At 55.9% G+C, this 24,183-nt stretch carries 17 protein-coding genes; 5 read left to right on the top strand and 12 right to left on the bottom strand.

The features are described 5' to 3' along the window. The first annotated feature begins 110 nt into the window (after positions 1–110). Complete coding sequence (locus FrondiHNR_RS09970; RefSeq protein ID WP_279352623.1) at positions 111–812, top strand: FCD domain-containing protein; 702 nt, start codon at positions 111–113, stop codon at positions 810–812. 19 nt (positions 813–831) lie between these two features. Here the strand turns inward: FrondiHNR_RS09970 and FrondiHNR_RS09965 are convergent, their stop codons facing one another. The 4 genes from FrondiHNR_RS09965 to FrondiHNR_RS09950 form a co-directional block, all read right to left on the bottom strand. Next, the gene (locus tag FrondiHNR_RS09965; protein WP_279352622.1) at positions 832–1,830 is read right to left on the bottom strand and encodes a linear amide C-N hydrolase; all 999 of its coding nucleotides are present in this window, start codon (positions 1,828–1,830) and stop codon (positions 832–834) included. Positions 1,831–2,086: 256 nt separating this feature from the next. Next, on the bottom strand, positions 2,087–3,013 hold the full coding sequence (locus FrondiHNR_RS09960) for a LacI family DNA-binding transcriptional regulator (protein ID WP_279352621.1): 927 nt from the start codon (positions 3,011–3,013) through the stop codon (positions 2,087–2,089). A gap of 121 nt (positions 3,014–3,134) precedes the next feature. Next, on the bottom strand, positions 3,135–3,866 hold the full coding sequence (locus FrondiHNR_RS09955) for a GTP pyrophosphokinase family protein (protein ID WP_279354530.1): 732 nt from the start codon (positions 3,864–3,866) through the stop codon (positions 3,135–3,137). Between the two features lie 224 nt (positions 3,867–4,090). Continuing rightward, positions 4,091–4,765 carry an alpha/beta hydrolase-fold protein gene (locus FrondiHNR_RS09950; protein ID WP_279352620.1) on the bottom strand — a complete coding sequence of 225 codons (675 nt, stop codon included), beginning with the start codon at positions 4,763–4,765 and terminating at the stop codon, positions 4,091–4,093. Between the two features lie 136 nt (positions 4,766–4,901). Here FrondiHNR_RS09950 and FrondiHNR_RS09945 point away from each other — a divergent pair, with 136 nt between their 5' ends. Beyond that, a complete protein-coding gene (locus FrondiHNR_RS09945; RefSeq protein WP_279352619.1) occupies positions 4,902–5,438 on the top strand; it encodes a DUF4916 domain-containing protein in 537 nt (178 codons plus the stop codon). Here FrondiHNR_RS09945 and FrondiHNR_RS09940 read toward each other — a convergent pair. The 5 genes from FrondiHNR_RS09940 to FrondiHNR_RS09920 form a co-directional block, all read right to left on the bottom strand. Continuing rightward, positions 5,435–6,526, bottom strand: coding sequence for an NADH:flavin oxidoreductase/NADH oxidase (locus FrondiHNR_RS09940; RefSeq protein ID WP_279352618.1), 1,092 nt, complete (start codon positions 6,524–6,526; stop codon positions 5,435–5,437). The two genes, FrondiHNR_RS09945 and FrondiHNR_RS09940, sit on opposite strands and share 4 nt — an antisense overlap. Before the next feature lie 41 nt (positions 6,527–6,567). After that, positions 6,568–7,932, bottom strand: coding sequence for a DEAD/DEAH box helicase (locus FrondiHNR_RS09935; RefSeq protein WP_279352617.1), 1,365 nt, complete (start codon positions 7,930–7,932; stop codon positions 6,568–6,570). A 238-nt stretch (positions 7,933–8,170) separates the two neighbouring features. Further along, positions 8,171–8,635: a SprT-like domain-containing protein gene (locus FrondiHNR_RS09930; protein ID WP_279352616.1), complete on the bottom strand. Its 465-nt coding sequence runs from the start codon at positions 8,633–8,635 to the stop codon at positions 8,171–8,173. A gap of 61 nt (positions 8,636–8,696) precedes the next feature. Next, on the bottom strand, positions 8,697–11,144 hold the full coding sequence (locus tag FrondiHNR_RS09925) for a glycoside hydrolase family 3 C-terminal domain-containing protein (protein ID WP_279352615.1): 2,448 nt from the start codon (positions 11,142–11,144) through the stop codon (positions 8,697–8,699). Positions 11,145–11,147: 3 nt separating this feature from the next. Then, the gene (locus FrondiHNR_RS09920; protein ID WP_279352614.1) at positions 11,148–12,542 is read right to left on the bottom strand and encodes an MFS transporter; all 1,395 of its coding nucleotides are present in this window, start codon (positions 12,540–12,542) and stop codon (positions 11,148–11,150) included. Between the two features lie 256 nt (positions 12,543–12,798). Between FrondiHNR_RS09920 and FrondiHNR_RS09915 the strand changes: the two genes are divergently transcribed. Further along, the gene (locus FrondiHNR_RS09915; RefSeq protein WP_279352613.1) at positions 12,799–13,431 is read left to right on the top strand and encodes a TetR/AcrR family transcriptional regulator; all 633 of its coding nucleotides are present in this window, start codon (positions 12,799–12,801) and stop codon (positions 13,429–13,431) included. Positions 13,432–13,487: 56 nt separating this feature from the next. Here the strand turns inward: FrondiHNR_RS09915 and FrondiHNR_RS09910 are convergent, their stop codons facing one another. Beyond that, entirely contained in the window at positions 13,488–14,339 is an 852-nt protein-coding gene (locus FrondiHNR_RS09910; RefSeq protein ID WP_279352612.1) for a fused MFS/spermidine synthase, read from the bottom strand. Positions 14,340–14,630: 291 nt separating this feature from the next. On the opposite strand from FrondiHNR_RS09910, the gene rpoB reads away from it, so the two are divergent. Next, on the top strand, positions 14,631–18,122 hold the full coding sequence (rpoB, locus tag FrondiHNR_RS09905) for a DNA-directed RNA polymerase subunit beta (RefSeq protein WP_279352611.1): 3,492 nt from the start codon (positions 14,631–14,633) through the stop codon (positions 18,120–18,122). A gap of 42 nt (positions 18,123–18,164) precedes the next feature. Continuing rightward, the gene (gene rpoC, locus FrondiHNR_RS09900) at positions 18,165–22,070 is read left to right on the top strand and encodes a DNA-directed RNA polymerase subunit beta' (RefSeq protein ID WP_279352610.1); all 3,906 of its coding nucleotides are present in this window, start codon (positions 18,165–18,167) and stop codon (positions 22,068–22,070) included. Positions 22,071–22,133: 63 nt separating this feature from the next. On the opposite strand, the gene FrondiHNR_RS09895 is transcribed toward rpoC, so the two are convergent. Beyond that, complete coding sequence (locus FrondiHNR_RS09895) at positions 22,134–22,976, bottom strand: hypothetical protein (protein WP_279352609.1); 843 nt, start codon at positions 22,974–22,976, stop codon at positions 22,134–22,136. Positions 22,977–23,139: 163 nt separating this feature from the next. Beyond that, complete coding sequence (locus tag FrondiHNR_RS09890; protein WP_279352608.1) at positions 23,140–24,165, bottom strand: exopolyphosphatase; 1,026 nt, start codon at positions 24,163–24,165, stop codon at positions 23,140–23,142. Positions 24,166–24,183: the final 18 nt, after the last annotated feature.

The following is a 24,183-nucleotide window of genomic DNA, read 5'->3' as shown; positions in this document are numbered from 1 at the left end:
TCCTATGATTAAGTAGGATAAATTAGAAATTTACTGTAATAAATACTACTTATAAACAAAAGGCTCGTATTACTTCCGCTGTTTTTGCGTGCAGGGGTTAACATGGGGGAATGGTCTCGGCTCCTTTTGCTTCCCTCCACGAACAGGTGATTGAGAGGCTCGGTAGTCGTATTGTTTCGGGAGAGATACCCGAGGGAACGGTTCTTATCGCCGAAGAACTTGGCCTATCCCGCTCCGCGCTTCGGGAGTGTGTGCGAGTCCTCGAAACTTTGGGGCTGGTTCATGCCCGCCGCAAGCGCGGAACCGTTGTGCAACCGGAAGCTGTGTGGGACGTTCTTAATCCCAAGATCATTGCTTGGCGCTTAGCCGGCCCCGACCGGCTGAGGCAACTGCGCTCGCTCAGCGAATTGCGCTTAGGTATTGAGCCCGTTGCGGCCAGGCTAGCCAGTGAGCGTGCCACTCCGGAACAGTGCGGGGCCCTCACGGCTGCAATCGTCGGCATGGCCGCTACTCAGCGCTCCGCCGATCACGAAGAATACCTTACTCACGACAAAGATTTTCATCGTATCCTACTCGAGGCGTCCGGCAATCCGGCCTTTGCCGCCCTGAGTGATGCGGTTGCGGAGGCCCTAGCCGGACGAACCGTGAACGCTTTAATGCCCGGAACGGCTAATCCTGAGGCTATCCGTCTGCACGAAGAGGTGGCCGTCTCCGTGCGCTCCGGGGAGGGGCAGCGCGCCGAGGCAGCGATGCGAGCCATCGTCGAAGAAGCAGACGGTGCAATGCAGGCCCTCACCCGTTCCGGGTCTTGAAAGCGAACTGCCCCAGAGCTTATGCCTCAGCCAGGCGATTTACCGGACCAAAAGGGAATGGTTCAGTAGGCTCGAAGAGGTCGCTGACGTTTCCTGCCAGCGTCTCGGCTCGGTGCTGTGTGAGTTGCAGTTGCTGAGGGCGCCCGGACTCGCTGAGGTCCACCTCGTTAACGTTTACCCAGCTCAGGCTGGGGGACAGAGCAGAGTCAAAGTAATATCTCCCCTCCTTGTGATCGGCCAGGGTGCGCCAGAGGGTCGTGGCGATATTGGGTTGATCCGGGGTGGTTACCCCGTAGGGGACGGAGGCGTTTCTGATGACACCAAAAACCGCGGCGGTTGCGACGGTGAGGTCGCCCACCTGGGGAATCGTGTTTATGTAGAAGCTGGCACGCGCGTACCGGTCAGATGCTCGGTTGGTACCGGGAAGCATGACGGTTCCGCCCACGGTGCTCCAATACGCGTTGATGGCAAGCTGTTGATCGTAAGGGGGAGAGTTTGTCATAACCTGGTAGGCGCGACCATGATGAATAGTGAGCTCACCATTAATATACTCGAAGATGGCGCTGTCGCCACTTGCATCGGAGATGGCTAGGTGAACCGTTGCCCGCATGGATTTACCTGGGATGTCAAGTGTGAGTACCGCAAATTCTTGTTTGGAAATCTCGTTCACAGCCTCCTCCACGGTTGCAAAATTGTCTATCACATACTGTGCCCAGGCTCCCACAGAGAGCCCCGGGCGAGGGTCACTCGGCTCCGGGTATTCTGACTCTGCGAGCCACAGTGCGTTGACAACCAGGCCGGCCTCGTTGATGCCGTCTGCCGTGGCTATATCGTATGCGCTGGTGACGATGCTGCCGTAGCGAGAAGTCCAGGTAATAGAGTTTGGGCCGGCTGCCCCATCGCGGTGCATGCCGCGTGGAAAAGCCCAAAGGTTTGAGCCGATATCCTCAAACCAGTCCATTGATCTTGCGGTGAGTATTCGGCTTCCATCTCCCAGATAAACAACTCTCGTGCACACGGTGTTCTCCTCTTTTACGATGTGACGCCCTTTTGCGTCGTTATAAACGTCAATATATCGATAAATTTTAAAATTCACTAGGTTAATGTAGAAACTTTCTATAGTTTGAAAACTGTTGCTTATTGCGTATTCTCTTTGCCTGCTGTCTGGCTAATTGATGAAGCCTGTGGTGATAAGGGTTGGAAATAATATGAACGCAGCTTCCGGCGGTAGTTGAGCGCAACCGTGTGCTTATCGCACAGGTGGGTCTCCCGTTTTAGGAACGCAGCATGAGCGTGGGTGTGAAGCGCTCGTGACGAATCTCTTCACTCGTAAGCAGAGAAGCGGCCATCTGGCCAACCTGTACCAGTGGCAAATTTAGGGCGGTGAGCAGCGGTGCACCCGCGTGCGCGAGAGAGAGATCGTCCACGGCGGTGACCTCAACGCCCGCCGACTCTCCAAGCGTAAAGTACAGCCCCAGAGCAACGTGGCTGCTGAACACCACGACCCCGTCAACCCCCGCCTCAAGGATTTGCGTGGCGATCTCCACACCGTTTTCGACGGATGGCTCTACCGGCCCTAGGGTCAGGGCGGCTATTGAGGTTTCGTGTGCCGCCTGTTCAAAGGTGACACGTCGATGTTCATCACGGTGCGAACCGGGAGGGCCCCCCACGTACGCGATTTTTGTGGCACCCCGATCCTTGAGATACGTGACGAGCCCAACGATTCCAATGGCGGTATCAATGATGACCCCGGATCTGTCCGAAACGAGGCGATCAACGGTGACCACCCGAACATCCGGCAGATAGCCCTGGAGGTCAGCTTCAGAACTTGACGGGGTGACAACGATGAGAGCATCAACGTGTTGTGCGAGGCTCCCCATCACTGCCCGCTCACGCTCGGGATCTGCCCGGCCCTCAACCAAGACAACGTTGCTTCCCTGCTGCTCTAGCTCGAGCTGTATTCCTTCCACAACCGCTGCAAAAAAGGGGTTGGTGAGTTTAGGGACGACCACTCCAATCAATCCGACCCGTCCGGTGGCTAACGCGCGACCAACGTGGTTGACCGAATAACCGAGCTCCTGGGCGATTTTGCGAATTCTGGCCTCGGTGGAAGCGTTGACGCGATCCTGTTGGTGTAACGCTCGTGAAGCTGTTGAGACGGCTACCCCGGCCGCGGCCGCGACCTCTTTTAGCGTTACCATCTCATTATTCTCCTACACGGGTCGTGTGCTGGGGGGAAAAAACGGAGCTCTCCGCTAGCCACCAGGAATGAGTCAGGGCGTTCAGAGCCGTGAGACGGAACCCGTGTTACTGTGTTGTCGCTCAGTTAGTGTTGTGTTCCGCAGCCTGACTAAAAAATCTGACTCGAGCATCGTTCAGGTTTTTGAGCAGGGCATCGCTTAGGCGAGGCTGCTCTCGGGTGTGAGGGGAAGACACGGTGATGCTTGCGGAGTCGAGCATCTTGACCTCATCGTGTAGTCGCTCCATGGTGCTGTCCAACTGGCTTGCGGTTGTGGCGGCGACCCTGAGCTCGTCAAGTAGGCGAGAAGGCACATCCCTATTGTATTTGTAGTAGATCTTATGTTCGAGGCTGGCCCAGAAGTCCATGGCAATGGTTCGGAACTGAGCTTCAACCTTAACCGTTTCTGGGCCGGTTGACATAAAAACTGGAATTTCCAGTATGGCGTGCAGGCTTTTGTATCCGTTTGGTTTGGGGTGCTTAATGTAGTCTTTGACTTCAAGCACCACGATGTCTTTCTGCCGGGTGAGCATGTCAAAGACCTTGTAAGTGTCGGAGACAAAACTGCATGTTATCCTCACCCCGGCAATATCGTGAAGCGTGTGACGGATACTCTCGAACGAGGGCTCACACCCCGTGCGGGTGATTTTTTCGACAATGCTTTCCGGTGATTTGAGGCGGGAAGACAGATGCTCAATGGGATTGTAGTCGTGCACCAGACTGAACTCTTCTTGCAGGATAGATATCTTTGTGGTGACTTCGTCAATCGCAAACTTATAGGGCATCATAAACCGAGTGAACTCTGTGCGTAACATTTTCACGCTGTCGAACTCCTCTTCGGAAAGAGTAAGATCGCCCGGGGTGCGGGTTCCCATAAACGGACCCTTGAGAGAGAGCTGGGAGTCTTTTTCTGGGCTGGTGTCTAAGTTCTGCATATCAAAGGGGTCTTCGGTATCCATAGTTGTGACTGTACTCGCCTGTTCTGTGAAAAGCATCGTTCTTGAGTATCATTTGAATGAGTTTGAGCGCTTTCTGTCTATTAGTCGGGGCACAGCCGGTTGAGAAAGTGATTGATGTCTCGCAACTCTTGCTCAGAGATTGAGTGGCCAACGCCGGGATAGAGCTGGATTGTTGGGGTTGAGTGGCCGGGAATCCAATCCTCGGTTCGGGAAATAGCGTTGGGGGTGATAATCGGGTCATCAACGTCACGTCCCCAAAACACGGGCGGGCGTGTCGTCTTGAGGGTTTTATCTCCCGGCATATCGCAGTCAATGATAAATCCGGAGCAGTTGACGACTGAGATGAAGCGTTCCGGTTGTGTGCGCAGGGCGTGCGTGGCCATGGCGCCACCCTGAGAAAATCCCAGGAGGCTGACGCGGCTGAGTCCGCCCTCAACAGTTCCAGCTACACGATCAAGCCATCCAAGAAGCGCTGTTACCGCCCTTTCGCCGTCCTCGGGGGAGGGGTTTCCCGGGTCTTCCATCTGGAACCAGGCAAAGCCATCAACCACGGGCGGTGGGGCGATAAGGGGTGCGCGCGGTGAAGCCAAGACAAAGTGTTTGGGCAGAAAATTCTGAAGATTAATGAGGTCGCCCTCGAAAGAGCCGTAGCCGTGCATCATTACCAGTAGTGGTCGGGTGCGCAGCGCCTCCGCACGCTCGTCTTGGGGGACAGACCAGCGCACGAGAGCATCATCAATGATTAAATCGGTCATAGTTCTACTCTATGCTGTGTTTCTCTATCTATTCTCAAAGTTTTTATTAAGTATTGTTCTTTCTTGCTAACGACCGGTACGTGCCGGGTGTCTGACTTGCAACACGGACAGCACCGGGTAGTGCAGAATATAGGTTATGGACATGAACACTCCCGACCCCAATCTCGGATGGCTGAGCGAGGAGGAGCTGGCGCAGGCTAGACGGAGACTACCGATAGTGTGCGTTGAGGCGATCCCGGTGAGGGTAGACGGCCTAGGGCGAATCACCGAGGTTGGGCTTTTGCTTCGTGCGACTCCCGGGGGCGCGATGGCAAGGATGCTTGTGACCGGACGCGTGATGTATGGCGAGACAATTCGTGAGGCTCTCTTTCGACATATCGAAAAAGATCTTGGCCCGATGGCTTTTCCTCTGCTTCCAGCGAACCCGGTGCCCGCACAGGTTGCAGAATATTTTCCCCTTCCGGGCATTAGTCCTTTTGTTGATGAGAGGCAGCACGCTGTTTCCCTAGTGTTTATTGTTCCTGTGACGGGAACGTGTGACCCGCGTCAGGATGCTCTCGAGGTAAGCTGGCTCAGCCCGCAAGAGGCGACTCTTGATAGCACAATCGCAGACATGGAGGGGGGCCGCGGTGCGCTTCTTCGCGCGGTTCTGGCAAGCGCTGGGGTCTTTTAGATGGCGCCTTTTGGATAGGGTGCACGTCGATACTGTGGTGGATAGTAGGGAAGAGTTTCGCCAAGTTTTGCCGCTGCCTTTAACGGAAAATAGGGGTTGCGTAGCAATTCCCTGCCCATCAGGATGATGTCCGCCTGCTGCTGTTGAAGTATCTTTTCTGCCTGTGATGCCTCGGTGATGAGACCAACTGCGGAGACGGGGATGGCCACAGCCTTGCGGATGGTCGCGGCGTACTCTACCTGGTAACCGGGAAAGACAGGGATTTGCGCATCAGCGATGAGTCCTCCACTAGAAACATCGATGAGGTCTGCCCCCGCCTGCTCGGCCCACTGAGAAAAGAGCGCAACCTGTGCCGCATCTAGGCCACCCGGAACGTAGTCATCGGCGGAGAAACGCACCAGGAGGGGGAGGTTTGTGTGTTCAGAACGAATTGTGCGAATGATGTTGAGGAGCATCCGTGCTCGATTCTCGGCGCTCCCACCATAGTGATCGCTGCGAGTATTGCTGAGCGGCGATAAAAACTGGTGGATCAAATATCCGTGTGCTGCGTGTATTTCGATCGCGTCGAATCCTGCTGCGACAGAACGACGGGCTGCGCTCACAAAAGAATTAACCACCAGGTCGATCTCGGTTATTGTAAGTTCTTGTGGCCGGTCGTGGCCGTTAAAAGCGATGGCGCTGGGGGCGACCGTTTTCCACCCTCCCTCGGTCAGGGGTATTGAGCCGCTTTGGGCTGACCACGGTCGATACACTGAGGCTTTACGGCCCGCGTGCGCGAGCTGAATCATCGCAGCGGTGCCGCTTGAATGGATGGTCGACACCATTCGAGCCAGTGCGTTTTGCTGGTCATCGTTCCACAGACCAAGATCCTGTGGAGAGATTCTCCCCTCGGGCGTCACAGCGGTTGCCTCTACAATAACTGCCCCTGCTCCGCCCCGGGCGAGGGAGCCCAAATGCACAAGATGCCAATCGTTTGCTACGCCGTCTTCTGTGTTCACCGAGTACTGGCACATGGGTGCCGCCCACAGCCTGTTGCGAAATGTGGTGCTGCGAAGCGTTATCGGGCTAAATAGTTTTGTGGGAGACATGGTGTAAAAGCCTAGCAGCGGATCAGAACATCCCGAACGGATTAGCGTGAAGGATGGGGCGATCGAGAGGCACTCTTTCTGCCGTTTCCTCCAGTGCCACCCCTGCGGTTTTCGCGAGATGGGGTGCGCGAGGATCCGCCCGTGCTACGCAGAGCACGCTTGCGTTTGGCATTGGCGCCGGTCGAGGCTCCCCCACCCTTTTTCTGCTGCACTACGGGAGCGGGAGCAACGTATTCTGCTGCTGGTCCCACGAGTTGTACAACGCTCTCTGATTGAGCGGTCACTGTAGTCGGGGTAGCTGTGATGGCTGCCTTGCGCAGCAATTGCAGGAGATCACGGCGCTGTTCGGGAAGACAGATGGTCACAACCTGACCCTCGCTGCCGGCACGAGCGGTGCGACCCGAGCGGTGGAGATAGGCCTTGTGCTCCGCCGGCGGGTCGACATGAACAACAAGCTCAACATTGTCAACGTGAACCCCGCGGGCAGCAACATCGGTGGCAACAAGCACTCGGGCCTCACCCGAAGCAAAGCGTGCGAGATTTCGATCCCTCTGGTTCTGTGAGAGGTTACCGTGTAGGTCAACGGCGGGGATACCACCGTTGGTAAGCTGTTTTGCCAATTTTTTAGCGGCGTGCTTGGTACGAGTGAAGAGGATACGACGCCCCTGACCTGACGCCAGCTTCTTGACGAGTTCTTTTTTGATCTCGACCGAGGCGACCTCGTAGATGCTGTGTGTCATAGCGGCAACGGGTGAGTGAGCCTCGTCCACCGAGTGAAGTTTGGCGTTTGTAAGGAACTTTTTGACGAGGCGATCCACCCCGTTATCAAGTGTTGCAGAAAATAGTAAGCGCTGGCCTTCACGCGGGGTTGCTTCTAAAATACGGGTTACACCGGGCAAAAACCCCAGATCGGCCATATGATCTGCCTCGTCGAGAACCGTGATTTCTACCGCGTCGAGCGTCACCTGACCCTGTTTCATCAGATCTTCTAACCTTCCGGGGCAGGCAACCACAATATCTACGCCGCGCCGCAATGCGTTTACCTGGGAAGTTTGGCGCACCCCACCAAAAACGGTAGTGGTAGTGAGGCCGTACGCCTCTGCCAGGGGTGAGATGGTTGCGGCGATCTGTGTTGCAAGTTCACGAGTGGGTGCAAGAACAAGCCCACGGGGACGTCCCGGCCGAGGCTTTTGTCCCGCGTGTTTTTCACCGATACGGGCAACCAGGGGGAGCGCAAACGCGATCGTTTTTCCCGACCCTGTTTTACCTCGCCCCAAGACGTCACGTCCTGCTAGCGTGTCGGGAAGAGTGTCTTGTTGAATGGGAAAAGCCTCGGTTTTTCCCTCATCGCGAAGAATGGCGACGAGAGGAGTGGGCAATCCCAGCTCAGCAAAAGTGGTGGTCATTATTGTATGTGTCCTGTTTTCTGGGCTGTCTGTTTGGAAACGTGAGTGAATCACACAAACAAATGCGTCACTGAAACCAGGCTATTGCGCAGTGTGTGGTGATTGTGGTGCGATTACCGCACCGTAAAAACGATTAAGTACTCACTAGATAGAGAAACTTCTTCTCCTACACAGTATCGTATTTTCCTGAATGTAGACGTAAGACAGCTGTGCCTGTATTCGTTGCAAACCCTGTGACTCAAGCCGCACCGGGTCTGCGAGTCTCCCACGTAATCAGATAGCGCACATCAAAACCGCTTCCGCAGCTCCCACAGGAGAGTTCTCGAGTGGGAGCGCGGTAGCGGTAGTGAGTGTGCCCCGCGGCGCAGTGACCGACGTAGGGGGCGAGTTCATGCGCGGATTCCCCATCGTGAAGTCGTTCGCCATCGTAACCAATGTTTTCCGCTATTTTTTTCCAGACGGGGCCGTGAGCCGCGGCATGTCCGGCTAGGGCGTGAGCAATCTCGTGCAGCAAGATCTGGTGGATTTCGTCGTCGCTATATTTCGCGGCGAGGTAGCGGGAGACCGTGATTTTTTTCTGGGTGTAGTGGCATGCCCCGGCACGTCTTTTTGCGTGGTCAAACGCAAACGACCACTCGAGCGGGTTCAGGTGCAGCGCGATAAGCGCCTCCGCCCACTTTTTAACCTGCGAGAGTTCAGCCATTGCCGCACCCTATCACTATCACTTGAGCTATGACCTCCTGATTACTGGGTGACTTCGACTTCTATGCGGGTCGGGTAATGGTGATCGGTGCGCTTCGATCGGAACTTGCAAAGCCTGCCGAGATACTGAGTTCTTTAAGATCTGTGAGCCCTCTGCTGTAACCAAAAACCCTGCTGATCCTGGCGGGGGGAACCGTGATGGTGGCGGTTGTTGCTTCTCCCGGCCCTGCCGTGACCTGCGCACTTCCTATATAAAAAGGTGGAGAGTCGTTTTGTTCGGGGGAAGATGCAAATGCCATTACCGTCTGCTGGCCGATGCGTTTACCGGTGTTGCCTACGGAAACAGAAATCGTGAGGGCCCCATTATGTTGCCACTGTACTCGCACCGATTCTCTACTCCACGAGCTATAGCCTAGACCGTGGCCGAAGCCGTAGGAAAACCGTGTGTTTGCGTTTCGATACCCCACGGAGCTGCCCTCGGAATAAACGACCTCCCCATTTATCGGTGAGGTGAGGGGAATCTTTGTATTGTCTGACTCGGGCCAGCTGTTGGGGAGACGACCACCCGGCTCGGCTTCCCCCGAGAGCACCCGTGCGATTGCGGTTCCCCCTTCTTGTCCGGGGAAATGGCTCAGCAAAATAGCTGCAACCCGTTCCCGCCAGGGGAGAGCGACGGGGGATCCCACGTTAAGTACGACTACCGTCTGTGGGTTGGCTGTCGCAACCGTTTCGACCAGGGCATTGGTCGCGGAGCCGAGACTGAGCGTCGTTCGATCGAACCCTTCTGACTCATCGGCTTCGGTTGACCCCACAAACACCAGGGCCACCTCGGCCCACGCTGCCAGCTCTTCCGCTTCGGCTAGTAATTGTGCCGCGGTGCGTTGCGGACCTGCGTAACCGAGACGCAGATTTACGAGGGTGTCAGGGTCTGGGATAAAGTCCACAGTGACCACCTGCGGTGATGCAGCCAGCTCCACGTCGTGCACACGCTGCGGTGGGAAAGAGAGGCCCCCTATGGGGTCGACCGAGCCGAGCGCAAGGTGTTCCTCAGATAAAACCTGATTGCCTAAGCTCAGCGTGATACGACCCACCCCCGCAACGGAGATTCGACGCGTGCCGTGATGCTCTGCACCGAGGGTGGTGCTCAGGCGAATGCGGTGTACTCGATCACCATCAATCCCATTCGGGTATCCCATGCCGTAGACAACATCGTTGCCATCGCGCTCCTCCGAGCCTAGGAGGGTGCCGTCCGAGGCAAAAAACTGCACGTCAACGCCGGGGGTGCCACTTGCTGCGCGTCCCGCTGAGCCTATTGGTTTGAGTAGCTCGTGTGTGTCTGCTCCGAGGGTGTAGCGAATCTCTGCCTGCGGGAATTGGGTACGGATTCCTTCGAGGGGAGTGATGAGGTGGGGCGGTACTACCGTGGCGCTTCCGCCTCCGCCGGAACGAACACGCTCCGCTGCCGGGCCGATAACCGCTATACGCTTCACGCTTTCCGGCTGTATCGGGAGCGCTTCATCTTGGTTACGTAGTAAAACGCTTCCCTGTATCGCTAGGTCGGTGAGAAAACTGCGAACCTCGGCGTCTGTGGGCTGTGGTGGAACTTCAAGGGTGTTGGGGTCTACGGCGGGAGTGAATCCCCTGAGAGCCCCCACCCGGGCTGCGGTTCGTAGCAGGTGGATCACCTTTTTATCCAGATCTGCTTCTGGAACACGGTTGTCCTTCACCGCCTGCAGGAGGCCTTTGTTCCAGGCTGTTTTGGGGCCGGGCATCGCGAGGGTAGTTTCAGTCTTTCCACTGCCCTCAACACTACGAACGGCGTCCCAATCCGAGATGATCAAGCCGTCAAATCCCCATTCGCCCCGTAGCATATCCCTGAGTAGGGGCGATTCTGTTCCGGTGGTTCCGTTGATGCTGTTGTAGCTGCTCATCACGGCCCAGACCCCGGCCTCCGTCACCATCTCCTCAAAAGGAAGGGCGTAGACGGTGCGCAGTGTGTGCTCGTCGATCACCGAGTTTGCGGTGAATCGGTCGGTCTCCGCATCGTTGCCAATGAAGTGTTTTGCTGTTGCAGCTACTCCCTGGGACTGAATCCCCTGCACCAGTGCAACGGCGGTTTCGGCCGTGAGGACTGGGTCCTCGCTAAATGCCTCGAAATTCCTCCCGGCCAGGGGGGAGCGGTGTAGATTTACGGTCGGTCCGAGCACAATGTCTACGTTTTTCCTCCGTGCCTCTGAACCGATCAACTGCCCCGCTCGTTTTGCGAGTTCGGGATTAAATGTTGCTGCCAGTGCAGTGGGGTTGGGCAGAGACGCTGACGGGTGCTTCTCTGACCAGGTCGGTCCCCTCACTCCCGCCGGTCCGTCCGAGAGCATCAGGGATCGGAGGCCCACACGCTCGATTTCGGTTGTTGACCAGAACGTCGCTCCCGAAACCAGTGATACCTTTTCTTCGAGCGTGAGCTGTTTGAGTATGTCAAGCAGTTCGGCTTCGTATGATGAGTGCTCCACGATTTATTTCACCTTCTTGATGGGGAGCACCAGGAGCGCTCCAATCGTTGAGAATATTGCGGCAAAGAAGAACAGGGCGCTGAAGTTGTCCTGTGAGGTTCCCGATCCGTTGAAAAGGGTCATGCCCAGGAATAGGGGGGCAATAAAGGGGGCCATAAACTGGGGGCCCGCCGAGGCGATATTGAACACACCCAGGTCTTTTGCCGCATCCGCTTTTTTGTCGGGGAGTACGTCGGTAACCAGGGCGAGGTCGATGCCAAAGTAGATTCCCTGTGCGAGTCCTCCGATGAACAGGCCGATGAGTGCAATGGGAAGTCCGGAGTGGTCGGGGGTGGCAAACGTGAGGAAAAGAAGGCTGATGGCGTAGAGGAGGGCAGAGAAGATCACAAAGATTTTCCTACGATGGAAGATATCCGAGAGCTTACCCGCGAGATATCCCGTGATGACAACTCCACTCACGGTTGCGATGGTACCCCAGAGAACAACATCGTCAAGCTCAGAACCGGTAAAGCCAAGGTGTATCTCAGAGTAGGGAGCTTGGTACACAAGCAGGTAGGCGATTCCCAGCATGAAGAAGAAACGGCTGATCCAGGCCCAGCTAAAGTCGGGGTTCTTCTTAGGGTTGAAGACAAACGAGCCAAAGAATTCCCCGGCCGAGTAGGTGGGGACCTGGGAACGGTCAAGCCTGCGATCCAGGGGAGCCAGCACAACAAAGAGGGCAAAAGCCGTGATCAGCGCGATCGCGAGAGGCACGAGAAAGCGCAGTGGGCTGGAGGGGTTTCCTCCCGTGATGACCCCCAGGTCACTGAACTCTATGGTTCCGGCAGCAAACAGACCGATGAGCCAGACAGCCGCCAGGCTGGCAACGTTTTGTGCGATTCCGAGCGAGGCCGCGACTCTGCCTCGAAGCCGTTCGGGAATCTGGTCGGGGAGTATTGCGGTGTAGATCGCGAGCATTCCGTTAAAACCGCCCTGGGCGAGAACCCACCCCAGGGTGAGAGTCACAATGTGCCCGGGGCCAAACGCCACCAGCAGAATTCCGGCGGTGAATATGAGGGAACTAATGGCCAACCAGGGGCGACGCATTCCCCACCGTGAAGTGGTGCGGTCGCTGAGACGTCCAATGAAGGGGTTTGCCAGGGCTGCAGCTATGGCGCCGATTCCCGAGACGATCGCCAGTGCGGATACGGGGCTGAGTAGTCCGTCGACCTCCGAGGGGAAGACATCGGTGAGTCGGGTGTAGAGCGAAAGTATAGCCGGCCCAAAAATACCAATGAATCCACCTCCGTAGGCGAGCACATAGAGGATGATGAAACGTCTTTTAGGGTTGAGTGTTTCTGACTCGTGCTCTGAAATTTCGGAAGACGTATTGGCTGTGTTTTGTTGTGCGCTGGACATGCGCCTCTCCTTTGGGCCGCTATTTGTGAAAATCTCACTTTCCAACCAGTCGGTAGGTTTGTGAGGGTATCACATTATAAGCACAGATTTGTTGCTTCAACAACCTCGTGTTGCTGCTGTTCGCCACAAGAGATTTTTAGCGTTTGTATTTCAGGCCTGATCCCGTACCCCGTGCAGGATAAAACGGTGGTTCTAAGGTCAGTGTCTGCAAAAATACATTGTTAAACGTGATCAATAAGGCAGGTAAGGTTGAGCTATGCCTGAATACGATAGTGCCGCTGGACTCACCGCTGTGGAAGTGGCGTCTAAGCGTCCGTCATCTCACGTAACTCGCGAACGTATTTTGAATTCTGCAGCGCACTCTTTTGCGCGGGCCGGATATAACGGTACATCGCTTGACGAGATTGCCTCACGTGCGGGGATTTCGAAGGCGGGTCTTCTCTACCATTTTCGGAGCAAGCGTGAACTCCTTGATACGCTGCTTGCCGAGCGGGACGAACATAACGCCTGGGAGTTCGACCAGGAGGCGCTTCCGCTCGAGACCATCGATAGTTTTCGTGACGTTGCCGCAAATGATATTGCGCACCCCACCATCACTCGGGCCTTTGCTGTTCTTCTAGGAGAATCCGTTGCTCTTGATAGTCCCGTCACCGATTGGTTTCGGCAACGTTACCACGATCTTGAAGAGCAGCTTCGGGTTGCCCTTGCCGAGGCCGTCCACGAGGGACAAATTAGCGGCGACTTTAACGCGGGAGAAATCGCCGCAGAGGTGATAGCCGTTATGGATGGACTGCAGATTCAGTGGCTTCTTTCCGGTGATGATCAAGCTTATCTGGCCCGCCTGGAGGGGTATCTCGACCGTCTGCTTGACTGGCTGGTAAACAGGTAGTCACGATTACGATTTTCTGGCGCACCGCAGATAGGTACAGATATAGAGCGATTCCCCTAAACCTGGAAGATGCTGCGCGCGGGTGGGGGAGAGGGCAGTGACGTATTATCTGTCACGATGTGACCCGAGGCGGCAAAATTTGCGAGTTCGGTTCCCGTGATAACCCGTGCCGGGTGTGGGCCGCCTGCCATGAGGCGTGGGATCCACTGGGCTCCGAACTCTCGTTGCGAAGCCATCAGTACAACGTTGCCAAAGCGGCGCCCCTTCAGTACCTGCGCCTCGGCCAGCGCGCTCACATGAGAAAAGATAGAGCCCACGGTGGCCACCTGCGACCGCGCAAAAGCGAGCCCTGGGCCGTCCGCAACGTTGACAAGTAGGACTCCGCGGGAAGAGAGCAGGGGGCGCAGTGTTGCGTAAAACTCCTGGCTGGTTACGTGAGCGGGAGTCTGGGCACCGGAAAAGATGTCAACCACAATAATGTCCACATTGCCCGTGAGCCCGCCCGGCAGCTTGGTTATCACCTCACGCGCATCCCCGTGGCGAATGCGAATGGGTGCGCGCTTGGGAAGAGGAAGCTCTCGGCGGACAAAGTCAACCAGATCGCTCTCTAGTTCAACGATTTGCTGGCGGGAACCCGGACGTGTCGCCTCGATATAGCGGGGCAGTGTAAAAGCCCCACCCCCCAGATGCAGTGCGGTGAGGGGTTCTTTCTTTGCCCCGACCAGGTCGATAACGTGCCCCATGCGCTGGACGTATTCAAAGAAGAGTTCTTTGGGGTTTGCCATATTAACATGGGACTGGGGAGTACCATCAACCACCAGTTCGTAGGCCCCGGGTACGTGGCGGTCTTTTTCGATAGTGGCAATGTATCCACTCACGCTGAGGCGTTGCTGGCGAGGATTGTTCACTCCTCGACTCTAACCGTCTTCTGTTGCGCAGAGTTAAACAGGAAATTTTCAGAATACGGTTTCTTGCCGATTTCTTCATCCTGAACGGGGAGGTGAAGTAACTCGGAGGGGTAGACAGGCGTGCGTGTGTCGCACTATAGTAGGTATTTGCGCTCTCAGACGCTTTTGCCTTCATATTGCGGTCGGCCTTCGTTTTCGCCCCACTAAGCGAAATCACGCATATCGTCTGGCGAGCTTTCCCAATAATTACACCAGTGTACCGGCCCGACGGGGCCCACGGAGGTTATTTCCTTGGCTGCTGCGCGCAACGCATCCACCAGTAACACGCCCAAGAACGGTCGCCTTCACCAGCGACTTTCGTTCGCCAAAATTAGCGACACGCTCACCGCTCCCGATCTGCTTGCCCTGCAGACTGAGAGCTTCGACTGGCTTGTCGGTAACGACCTATGGAAGGAGCGCCTGGCTGCGGCCACGGCTGCGGGACGCGATGATCTTGCGACCCGTAACGGTCTCGAAGAGATCTTTGAAGAGATATCCCCCATCGAAGACAACGGCGGCACCATGCAGCTGTCATTTAAAGATCCCTTTCTTGACGAGCAAAAATACTCAATTGACGAGTGTAAAGAGCGAGGCAAGACCTACTCTGCTCCTCTCTATGTAGAGGCAGAGTTCTTCCACAAAGAAACCCAGGTTTTTAAAAACCAGACCGTATACATGGGCGACTTTCCGCTTATGACGGAGCGCGGTACGTTTATCATCAACGGAACTGAGCGTGTTGTTGTTTCGCAGCTGGTGCGTAGCCCCGGAGTGTACTTTGAGCGTATTCAGGAGAAGACGAGCGATAAAGACGTCTTCACCGCTCGGATCATTCCCAGCCGCGGCGCCTGGCTTGAGTTTGAAATTGACAAGCGCGATCAGGTTGGTGTTCGTATCGACCGCAAGCGTAAGCAATCTGTCACCGTCTTCCTCAAGGCTCTGGGAATGACCTCAGATGAAATCCTTGAAGAGTACAAGGGCTTTGCATCGATGGAGCTCACCCTCGAGAAAGACAGCATCCTCACCCAGGAAGAAGCGCTTAAAGATATCTATCGTAAGCAGCGTCCGGGTGAGCAGGTTGCCATCGAAGCGGCACGCTCGCTGCTTGACAACTCCTACTTCAATGCGAAGCGCTACGACCTTGCCAAGGTTGGTCGTTACAAGATCAACCGCAAGCTTGGACTAGACGCTCCTCTTGCCGATTCGGTTCTCTCGCTTGAAGACATCGTGGCCACAATCAAATACCTGGTTGCGCTGCACGCTGGCGAGGCTACCCTGCCCGGTGTTCGTGAGGGTAAGAGTGTTGATATCCGTCTGGACACTGACGATATCGATCACTTTGGTAATCGCCGCATCCGCGCCGTGGGTGAGCTGATCCAGAACCAGGTTCGTACCGGACTCAGCCGCATGGAGCGTGTGGTGCGCGAGCGTATGACCACGCAGGACATTGAGGCTATTACTCCCAATACCCTGATCAACACGCGACCGGTTCTGGCAGCTATTAAGGAGTTCTTCGGAACCAGCCAGCTCTCGCAGTTTATGGACCAGAACAACCCGCTTGCGGGTCTCACTCACAAGCGTCGCCTTTCGGCGCTGGGCCCCGGTGGTCTCTCGCGTGAGCGCGCGGGTGTTGAGGTTCGTGACGTGCACCCCAGCCACTACGGTCGTATGTGCCCCATCGAGACCCCCGAGGGTCCCAACATTGGTCTGATTGGCTCGCTGGCCACCTTTGCTCGTATTAACTCTTTTGGTTTTATCGAGACTCCGTACCGTCGTGTTGTTGACGGTGTGGTTACGGATCACATCGACTATCTCACCGCCCACGAGGAAGACGAATACCTGGTTGCACAGGCAAACGCTCCTCTCACTGAGGAGGGCCGCTTTGCCGAGAAGCAGGTTCTGGCCCGTCCGCAGGGTTCTGAAGTTGTGCTGGTTGACGCCGACCGCGTCGACTACATGGATGTGTCACCGCGCCAGATGGTATCGGTTGCAACCTCCCTGATTCCGTTCCTGGAGCACGACGACGCTAACCGTGCCCTTATGGGTGCCAACATGCAGCGCCAGGCTGTGCCTCTTGTTCGTTCCGAGAGTCCCGTTGTGGGAACCGGTATGGAAGGGTTTGCCGCTATCGACGCCGGTGACGTGGTCATCGCTGAGAAAGCCGGTGTTGTTGCTGAGGTTTCAGCCGATGTTGTTACTCTGCAGCTTGACGAGGGTGGCAGCCAGAGCTACTACCTGCGCAAGTTTGACCGCTCTAACCAGGGAACAAGCTACAATCACCGCGTCATTGTTAAGGCCGGTGAGAGGGTTGAGGCTGGCGAAGTTATCGCCGACGGCCCCGCTACCGAGAACGGTGAGCTTGCGCTCGGAAAGAACCTGCTCGTTGCCTTTATGTCCTGGGAGGGACACAACTTTGAGGATGCCATCATCCTGAGCCAGAGCCTCGTGCGAGATGACACCCTCTCCTCGATTCACATTGAGGAATACGATGTTGACGCACGCGACACCAAGCTGGGTAAAGAGGAGATCACCCGTGATCTTCCCAACGCCTCGGTAGAGTCCCTCAAGGATCTCGACGAGCGCGGTATTATCCGTATTGGTGCTGAGGTTCGGCCCGGAGACATTCTTGTGGGTAAGGTTACCCCCAAGGGTGAGACCGAGTTGAGCGCCGAGGAGCGCCTCCTGCGTGCCATCTTTAACGAAAAGAGCCGCGAGGTCCGTGACACGAGCCTGAAGGTGCCGCACGGTGTCTCGGGAACCATTATCGCCGTAAAGGTGTTTGATGCTGAGCAGGACGACGAGCTTGGCTCGGGCGTCAACCAGCGTGTTGTGGTGTACATTGCTCAGAAGCGTAAGATCACCGAGGGTGATAAGCTCGCCGGACGCCATGGAAACAAGGGTGTTATCTCCAAGATTCTCCCTGTTGAAGACATGCCATTCCTGGCGGATGGAACCCCGGTTGACGTTATTCTGAACCCGCTCGGTATCCCCGGACGAATGAACTTCGGACAGGTTCTTGAGATCCATCTCGGGTGGATTGCGCAGCAGGGATGGAAGGTTGAGGGCGCACAGGAGTGGGCGAGAAACCTTCCGCCGGAGGCGTTGAGCGCCGACCCCGGTACCAAGGTTGCAACCCCCGTATTTGACGGTGCAACCGAAGAAGAGATCGCGGGCCTGCTCGAGTCGACATACCCCACGCGTGACGGAGAACGCCTGATTGGTGCCTCCGGTAAAACTCAGCTCTTTGACGGCCGGTCGGGTGAACCCTACCCCATGCCTATCTCGGTTGGGTACATGTACATCTTGAAGCTCCACCACCTGGTAGATGACAAGATTCACGCCCGTTCAACCGGACCCTACTCGATGATCACACAGCAGCCGCTGGGTGGTAAGGCGCAGTTTGGTGGACAGCGGTTTGGAGAGATGGAGGTGTGGGCACTCGAAGCATACGGTGCGGCCTACGCTCTGCAAGAACTGCTCACGGTGAAGTCCGACGACATCCTGGGTCGTGTGAAGGTCTACGAGGCCATCGTTAAGGGAGAAAATATTCCTGAACCCGGTGTCCCCGAGTCATTCCGAGTGCTGATGAAAGAGATGCAGTCCCTCTGCCTGAATGTTGAGGTGTTGGGCGCTGACGGTACCGCTGTGAACCTGCGTGATAACGACGACGAGGCCCATCGCACTGCGGAAGAGCTCGGCATTAACCTCTCTAGTCGCTTCGAATCGTCGACAGTCGACGAGATCTAAGCCCGAACCCAGATACTAAAGATTTTCTTTCAAGGAGAAACATTGATCGACGCAACAACTTTAGACGGGCTTCGGATTGGCCTGGCTACGTCGGAGCACATCCGTAATTGGTCATACGGCGAGGTGAAAAAGCCCGAAACGATTAACTATCGTACGCTCAAACCTGAGAAGGACGGCCTCTTCGGTGAGCAGATTTTCGGACCCAGCCGCGACTGGGAATGTTCCTGTGGTAAGTACAAGCGTGTGCGCTTTAAGGGTATCGTGTGTGAGCGCTGTGGCGTTGAGGTCACTAAGTCCTCTGTCCGTCGTGAGCGCATGGGCCACATCGAGCTCGCCGCCCCCGTTACACACATCTGGTACTTCAAGGGTGTTCCCTCACGCCTGGGATACCTGCTTGATATGGCGCCCAAAGACCTCGAAAAGGTCATCTACTTTGCTGCCTACATGGTTATCGATATCGATGAAGAAGGCCGTCACGAGGATATGCCCGGCCTTGAGAACGAGCTGCGTCTCGAGATCAAGACCCTGGGCGATCAGCGTGATGCCGCCATCAACGAGCGTCAGCAGCGGGCAGAGAATGACCTGGCCGCGCTTGAAGCCGATGGTGCAAAGTCCGACCAGAAGCGTCGCGCCCGTGACGCGGCCGATAAAGAAATGGCCTCGATTCGTAAAAGTTACGACGAGGACATTGCTCGCCTTGAGCGGGTGTGGGAGGAGTTCCGCAACCTCAAGGTTGGCGACCTCAAGCCGGAAGATGCTGTATTCAACGAGTTGGTCGACCGCTTTGGTAGCTACTTTGAAGCCTTCATGGGTGCCGAGGCTATCAAGCGACGTCTTGAAGACTTCGATCTAGCCACCGAGGCCGAAGAACTTCGCAATCAGATTGCCGAGGGCAAAGGCCAGAAGAAGATCCGCGCTATTAAGCGGCTCAAGGTTGTGAGCTCCTTCCTGCAGACCGGCGGAAGCCCCGCCTCCATGGTTCTTGACGTTGTCCCGGTTATTCCGCCGGAGCTTCGCCCCATGGTGCAGCTCGACGGTGGACGCTTTGCCACCTCCGACCTTAACGACCTGTACCGTCGTGTGATCAACCGCAACAACCGTCTGCGTCGTCTGCTTGATCTCGGTGCCCCCGAGATCATCGTGAACAACGAAAAGCGGATGCTGCAGGAGGCTGTTGACGCGCTATTTGACAATGGTCGTCGCGGTCGCCCGGTTACGGGTACCGGAAACCGTGCCCTCAAGTCACTCAGTGACATGCTGAAGGGTAAGCAGGGTCGTTTCCGTCAGAACCTTCTGGGTAAACGTGTTGACTACTCGGGCCGTTCGGTGATTATTGTTGGTCCTCAGCTCAAGCTGCACCAGTGTGGTCTTCCGAAGCAGATGGCACTCGAACTCTTTAAGCCTTTTGTGATCAAGCGTCTGATCGACCTGAGCCACGCTCAGAACATCAAGGCTGCAAAGCGTATGGTTGAGCGTAGCCGTCCCCAGGTGTGGGATGTTCTTGAAGAGATCATCCGTGAACGTCCGGTTCTTCTGAACCGCGCACCCACTCTGCACCGTCTCGGAATCCAGGCGTTTGAGCCCCAGCTGGTTGAGGGTAAGGCCATCCAGCTGCACCCCCTGGTGTGTGCCGCGTTTAACGCCGACTTTGACGGTGACCAAATGGCCGTGCATTTGCCCCTATCGGTGGAGGCGCAGGCCGAGGCCCGCATTCTCATGCTTGCCTCGAATAACATCCTCAAGCCGTCAGATGGCCGTCCCGTTACCCTGCCCACGCAGGACATGATTATCGGATTGCATCACCTCACCACGGTGATGCCCGGTGCCGCGGGGGAGGGACGTGCGTTTTCCTCTATTGCCGAGGCAATCCTGGCCATGGATCAGGGAACACTCAACATCAATGCGCCGGTTCGCATTCGCATGACGGATGTGGTCTTTGCCGAGGGTAAGGCGCCTCAAAACTATGTTGCGGGCTCTCCAGTTATTGTTGACACAACTCTGGGTCGCGCCCTCTTTAACGAGATGCTTCCCGCTGATTACCCCTACTTCGAAGAGGTTGCGGGTAAGACCGCGCTGTCTCAACTGGTCAACGACCTGGCTGAGCGCTATTCCAAGGTTGAGGTTGCAGCAACGCTTGACCAGATTAAAGACGCCGGCTTCTACTGGGCTACCCGTTCGGGGGTCACGGTGGCGATCTCCGATGTGATAACGCCCTCCAGTAAAAAGGAGATCGTGGCCAAGTACGAGGGGCAGGCTGCTAAGGTTCAGTCACAGTTCGACAAGGGTCTGATGACCGACGTTGAACGTCGTCGCGAACTGGTTGATATCTGGACAAAAGCAACCGACGAGGTTTCGGATGCCATGCGCGAGGCTTTCCCCGAGGACAACACCATCAACAGGATGGTCTCCTCCGGGGCTCGTGGTAACTGGCTACAGATCCGCAACATTGCCGGTATGCGTGGTCTCGTAAATAACCCGAAGGGTGAGATTATCCCCCGTCCGATTATCTCGTCATACCGTGAGGGTCTTTCGGTTGCCGAGTACTTTATTGCAACGCACGGTGCGCGTAAAGGTCTGGCCGACACCGCCCTGCGTACCGCCGACTCGGGATATCTCACGCGTCGTCTTGTTGACGTCGCGCAGGACATCATTATCCGCGAGGAAGACTGTGATACCGGACGAGGACTGGAACTCCCCATTGCGGTTGAGCTTGACGGCACGCTCACGCGTGACCCCAACGTTGAGAACTCGGTCTACGGACGCACACTGTCCGCGGACGCCGTTGATTCCTCGGGCACGGTTATCGCCAAGTCCAGTGAGGACGTTGGTGACGTTTTGATCGACAAGCTCATTGCGGCTGGTGTAACACACATCAAGGTTCGCTCGGTTCTCACCTGTGAGTCGGCTGTTGGAGTGTGCGCAACCTGCTACGGTCGTTCGCTTGCAACGGGTAAGCGTGTAGACATTGGTGAGGCCGTGGGCATTATCGCGGCTCAGTCGATTGGTGAACCCGGAACCCAGCTCACGATGCGTACCTTCCACACGGGTGGTTCGGCCTCAGCTGACGACATCACGCAGGGTCTCCCGCGTGTGCAGGAGCTCTTTGAGGCTCGTACCCCCAAGGGCGCCTCGCCGATCGCGGAGGCTGCCGGTCGTGTGGTAATCGAGGACAGCGACAAGGGGCGTAAGGTTATCCTCACCCCCGACGACGGAAGCGAAGAAAAGGCATACCCCGTTCTCAAGCGTGCAACCCTGGTTGTTAGCGATGGTGATCACGTTGAAATCGGACAGCCCTTTATCGCGGGAACCCTCGATCCCAAGGATGTTCTGCAGGTGGGTACTACTGAGAATGGCAAGCACATCCCCGGTGAGCGTGCCGTACAGAAATACCTGGTTGAGGGCGTGCAGGGAGTCTATCGTTCACAGGGTGTGCCTATCCACGATAAGCACATTGAGGTTATCGTCCGTCAGATGCTCCGTAAAGTAACCGTGGTTGATCACGGCCAGACCGAGCTGCTGCCGGGTGAGCTGGTTGATCGCTCGCACTACACCCGTCTGAACCGCGAGGCCGTGATGGCGGGCAAGAAGGCTGCCACGGCTCGTCCTGAGGTTATGGGTATCACCAAGGCCTCTCTAGCAACTGAATCGTGGCTATCCGCTGCATCGTTCCAGGAGACCACCCGTGTGCTCACTCAAGCCGCTATGGAGGGTCGCCGCGATCCTCTGATCGGGCTCAAGGAAAACGTTATTATCGGTAAGTTGATCCCGGCTGGAACTGGTTTGGATCGCTACCGTAATATGACGGTTGAGGCGACCGAGGAGGCAAAGGCGGAGCGTTACCCGAACCGTATCTTTGTTGACGATGCCAATTTTGATGAGGCTGACCTGTCATTTGTTGACTTCGAGAGCTTCACCTCGGACGATTTTAATCCGGGAACCTACAACTAGTTAGGCAAAGCGAAAACCCCGCCCAGTCTCACCACCGGACTCGGGCGGGGTTTTTGTGTTGAGCTAAAAGTTTGAGTTAGGGGCGGTAGGGGAGCCGAACCACTGGGTGAAGTAATAATAAAAATTACGATTACCGTAAGAACTGCACCCATCACCAGCTTCTAAGCCTGCGTCGAGTGCCGCTTGGTTGGGCTGGTAAGGAGTGTAAATGTAGAGCCCCGCGGTTGCCTGATTTTTAATGTAGATGGGGGAAAAGCCGCACTCGTGGTTGGGATGATACTGAATATTGTTTGTGGTGTGCGCTCGATAGCTGTATATGCTTGGGTTTGCAGCGTAACGGTTAAAAGCCTGAGCTCCTTGATAAACCTGGTTCAAAAAACCATAATATTGCTCGTTGCAGGGGGCGCTGTCCGGGCAGCTATAGCCCATGGCAACGCGAATATTGCGCTCCGTGGGGTTGTGATTGGTGATTAATCCCTGTTCTTTTTGGAGCATAACGAGGATGACCTGCGGGTTGATTCCGCATGCGCGCGAAACTTTATAAATAATATTTGCGGCAGATTCCCGCTTGGAACCCGAGTATTTTCCGCAGTAGGGGCCGGCGGCGAGGGAATCGGTTTGTTGATGATAGTTACGAAGGCAGTATGAATCGGTCTCACAGGACACCACCTGTGAGTTCAAAAATTCTTGAATCTGTGCCGCCGTCATAGTTTCAGAATCAAAGAATTTTGCGTCGCTAATGATTTCTTCAGGATTAAAAACACCCGTTGGTTCCGTTGAGGTGTGTGATACCGAGCTAACGGTTATCAGATTTGCAACGACGGCAACAATGCCCATAACCCCGACAATGGCCAGAAGCGTTAGGAGTCGTTGTTTTTGAGCTTTTTGAAGTTTGACAGCACACACCCTGCGATCCTAACAAGATAGGCTGATCACCCCCGGCTTGTACTCTGTGAGAAAGCGCAGTCTTTGGAGTTTTACGTTGCTTTTTGATTTTAGTCTTATGCTTTCGGGGTGAAAGCTATTATTGCGCATCGCCACTGTTTGGTTATGACTGTGCGGTATCGACTCAGAGGAGGCTGAGCGCAATGCCATCCAGTATGTCGTGTTCACTTGTCATCACGTCGGGAAAAGGTCGTCCCGACTGAGTCACTCGCTCCTGTACGCGGAGAATGATGCGCGCCCAAATTGTGGCACCAACACCGATGATATCCGCACGTCCGGGGTGTAGATAAGGAAGAGTGGCAAGTTTTTCGCGCGGCATGGTGGCAAGATCGTTGCACGCTTCTAACAGGGTAGAGGGGTGCAGTCGTGCCCCGTTAATGGCGTCACGGTCATAGCTGCTGAGACCGAGCGCGTGAGCAGTGACCGTTGTTATTGTTCCGGCAACGCCGATGAGGGTTCCCGTTGTTTTCAGGGTGACCCGTTCCTCCGCACTGGTGAGTGCCTCATCTATGTTGGCGATGATGGCGGCGTTGCGTGCCACGGGGTCTGTGAAGGATTGGTAACGCTCGGTGAGGCGCACGCTACCGATGTCCATGGAAAATGTTTCCTGAGGTTCCCGAAGGCCTGCTACCAGCTCGGTGGAGCCTCCCCCGAGGTCAGTGACCAGGTAGGGTGACGGTGTGTGTAGAGCGGTGCCCCTGGTCGCTCCGGAGAATGAAAGACGAGCCTCCTCGTCACCGCTGATTACTTCCGGGGAAACCCCGAGCAGATCCTGTACTCCGCTGATGAAGTGTTCGCGATTCCGGGCGTCTCGCGTGGCCGAGGTCGCAACAAAACGAATCTTTGAGCATTCGTGTGCGCGAATGAGCGCGGAGTAGTCGCGAACGGCCTCTAAAGTTTTCGCCAGTGCTTCTGAGTTGAACTCACCCGTGCGATCAACACCGTACCCGAGTCGAACTATCCGAGTGTGACGAACAATGTCTCTCAGTCGCGCCGTGACCTGTTTGACGGGTGGAGACTCGGGTTTCTGGGGATCAGAGTCAAGGAAGTTCGATCGTGGTTCCGCTTCGGAGCTTTCCGACCTGTGGAGTTCGGCGATGAGTAAACGGATGGAGTTTGTTCCGCAGTCGATAGCTGCAACTACTGTCATACAACCACTATGCCGCAG

Origin of the sequence: Lysinibacter sp. HNR (assembly GCF_029760935.1) — a bacterium.
GTDB lineage: Bacteria > Actinomycetota > Actinomycetes > Actinomycetales > Microbacteriaceae > HNR.
This window is presented reverse-complemented; position numbering and strand designations above follow the sequence as displayed.

Excerpts from the sequence above, each read along its gene's own strand:
- FrondiHNR_RS09935 (WP_279352617.1), bottom strand. The coding sequence starts at position 7,932 with ATGACCACCACTTTTGCTGAGCTGGGATTGCCCACTCCTCTCGTCGCC.
- FrondiHNR_RS09890 (WP_279352608.1), bottom strand. The coding sequence starts at position 24,165 with ATGACAGTAGTTGCAGCTATCGACTGCGGAACAAACTCCATCCGTTTA.
- FrondiHNR_RS09950 (WP_279352620.1), bottom strand. The coding sequence starts at position 4,765 with ATGACCGATTTAATCATTGATGATGCTCTCGTGCGCTGGTCTGTCCCC.
- FrondiHNR_RS09940 (WP_279352618.1), bottom strand. The coding sequence starts at position 6,526 with ATGTCTCCCACAAAACTATTTAGCCCGATAACGCTTCGCAGCACCACA.
- FrondiHNR_RS09945 (WP_279352619.1), top strand. The coding sequence starts at position 4,902 with ATGGACATGAACACTCCCGACCCCAATCTCGGATGGCTGAGCGAGGAG.
- FrondiHNR_RS09920 (WP_279352614.1), bottom strand. The coding sequence starts at position 12,542 with ATGTCCAGCGCACAACAAAACACAGCCAATACGTCTTCCGAAATTTCA.
- FrondiHNR_RS09960 (WP_279352621.1), bottom strand. The coding sequence starts at position 3,013 with ATGGTAACGCTAAAAGAGGTCGCGGCCGCGGCCGGGGTAGCCGTCTCA.
- FrondiHNR_RS09930 (WP_279352616.1), bottom strand. The coding sequence starts at position 8,635 with ATGGCTGAACTCTCGCAGGTTAAAAAGTGGGCGGAGGCGCTTATCGCG.
- FrondiHNR_RS09915 (WP_279352613.1), top strand. The coding sequence starts at position 12,799 with ATGCCTGAATACGATAGTGCCGCTGGACTCACCGCTGTGGAAGTGGCG.
- FrondiHNR_RS09970 (WP_279352623.1), top strand. The coding sequence starts at position 111 with ATGGTCTCGGCTCCTTTTGCTTCCCTCCACGAACAGGTGATTGAGAGG.
- FrondiHNR_RS09955 (WP_279354530.1), bottom strand. The coding sequence starts at position 3,866 with ATGTTACGCACAGAGTTCACTCGGTTTATGATGCCCTATAAGTTTGCG.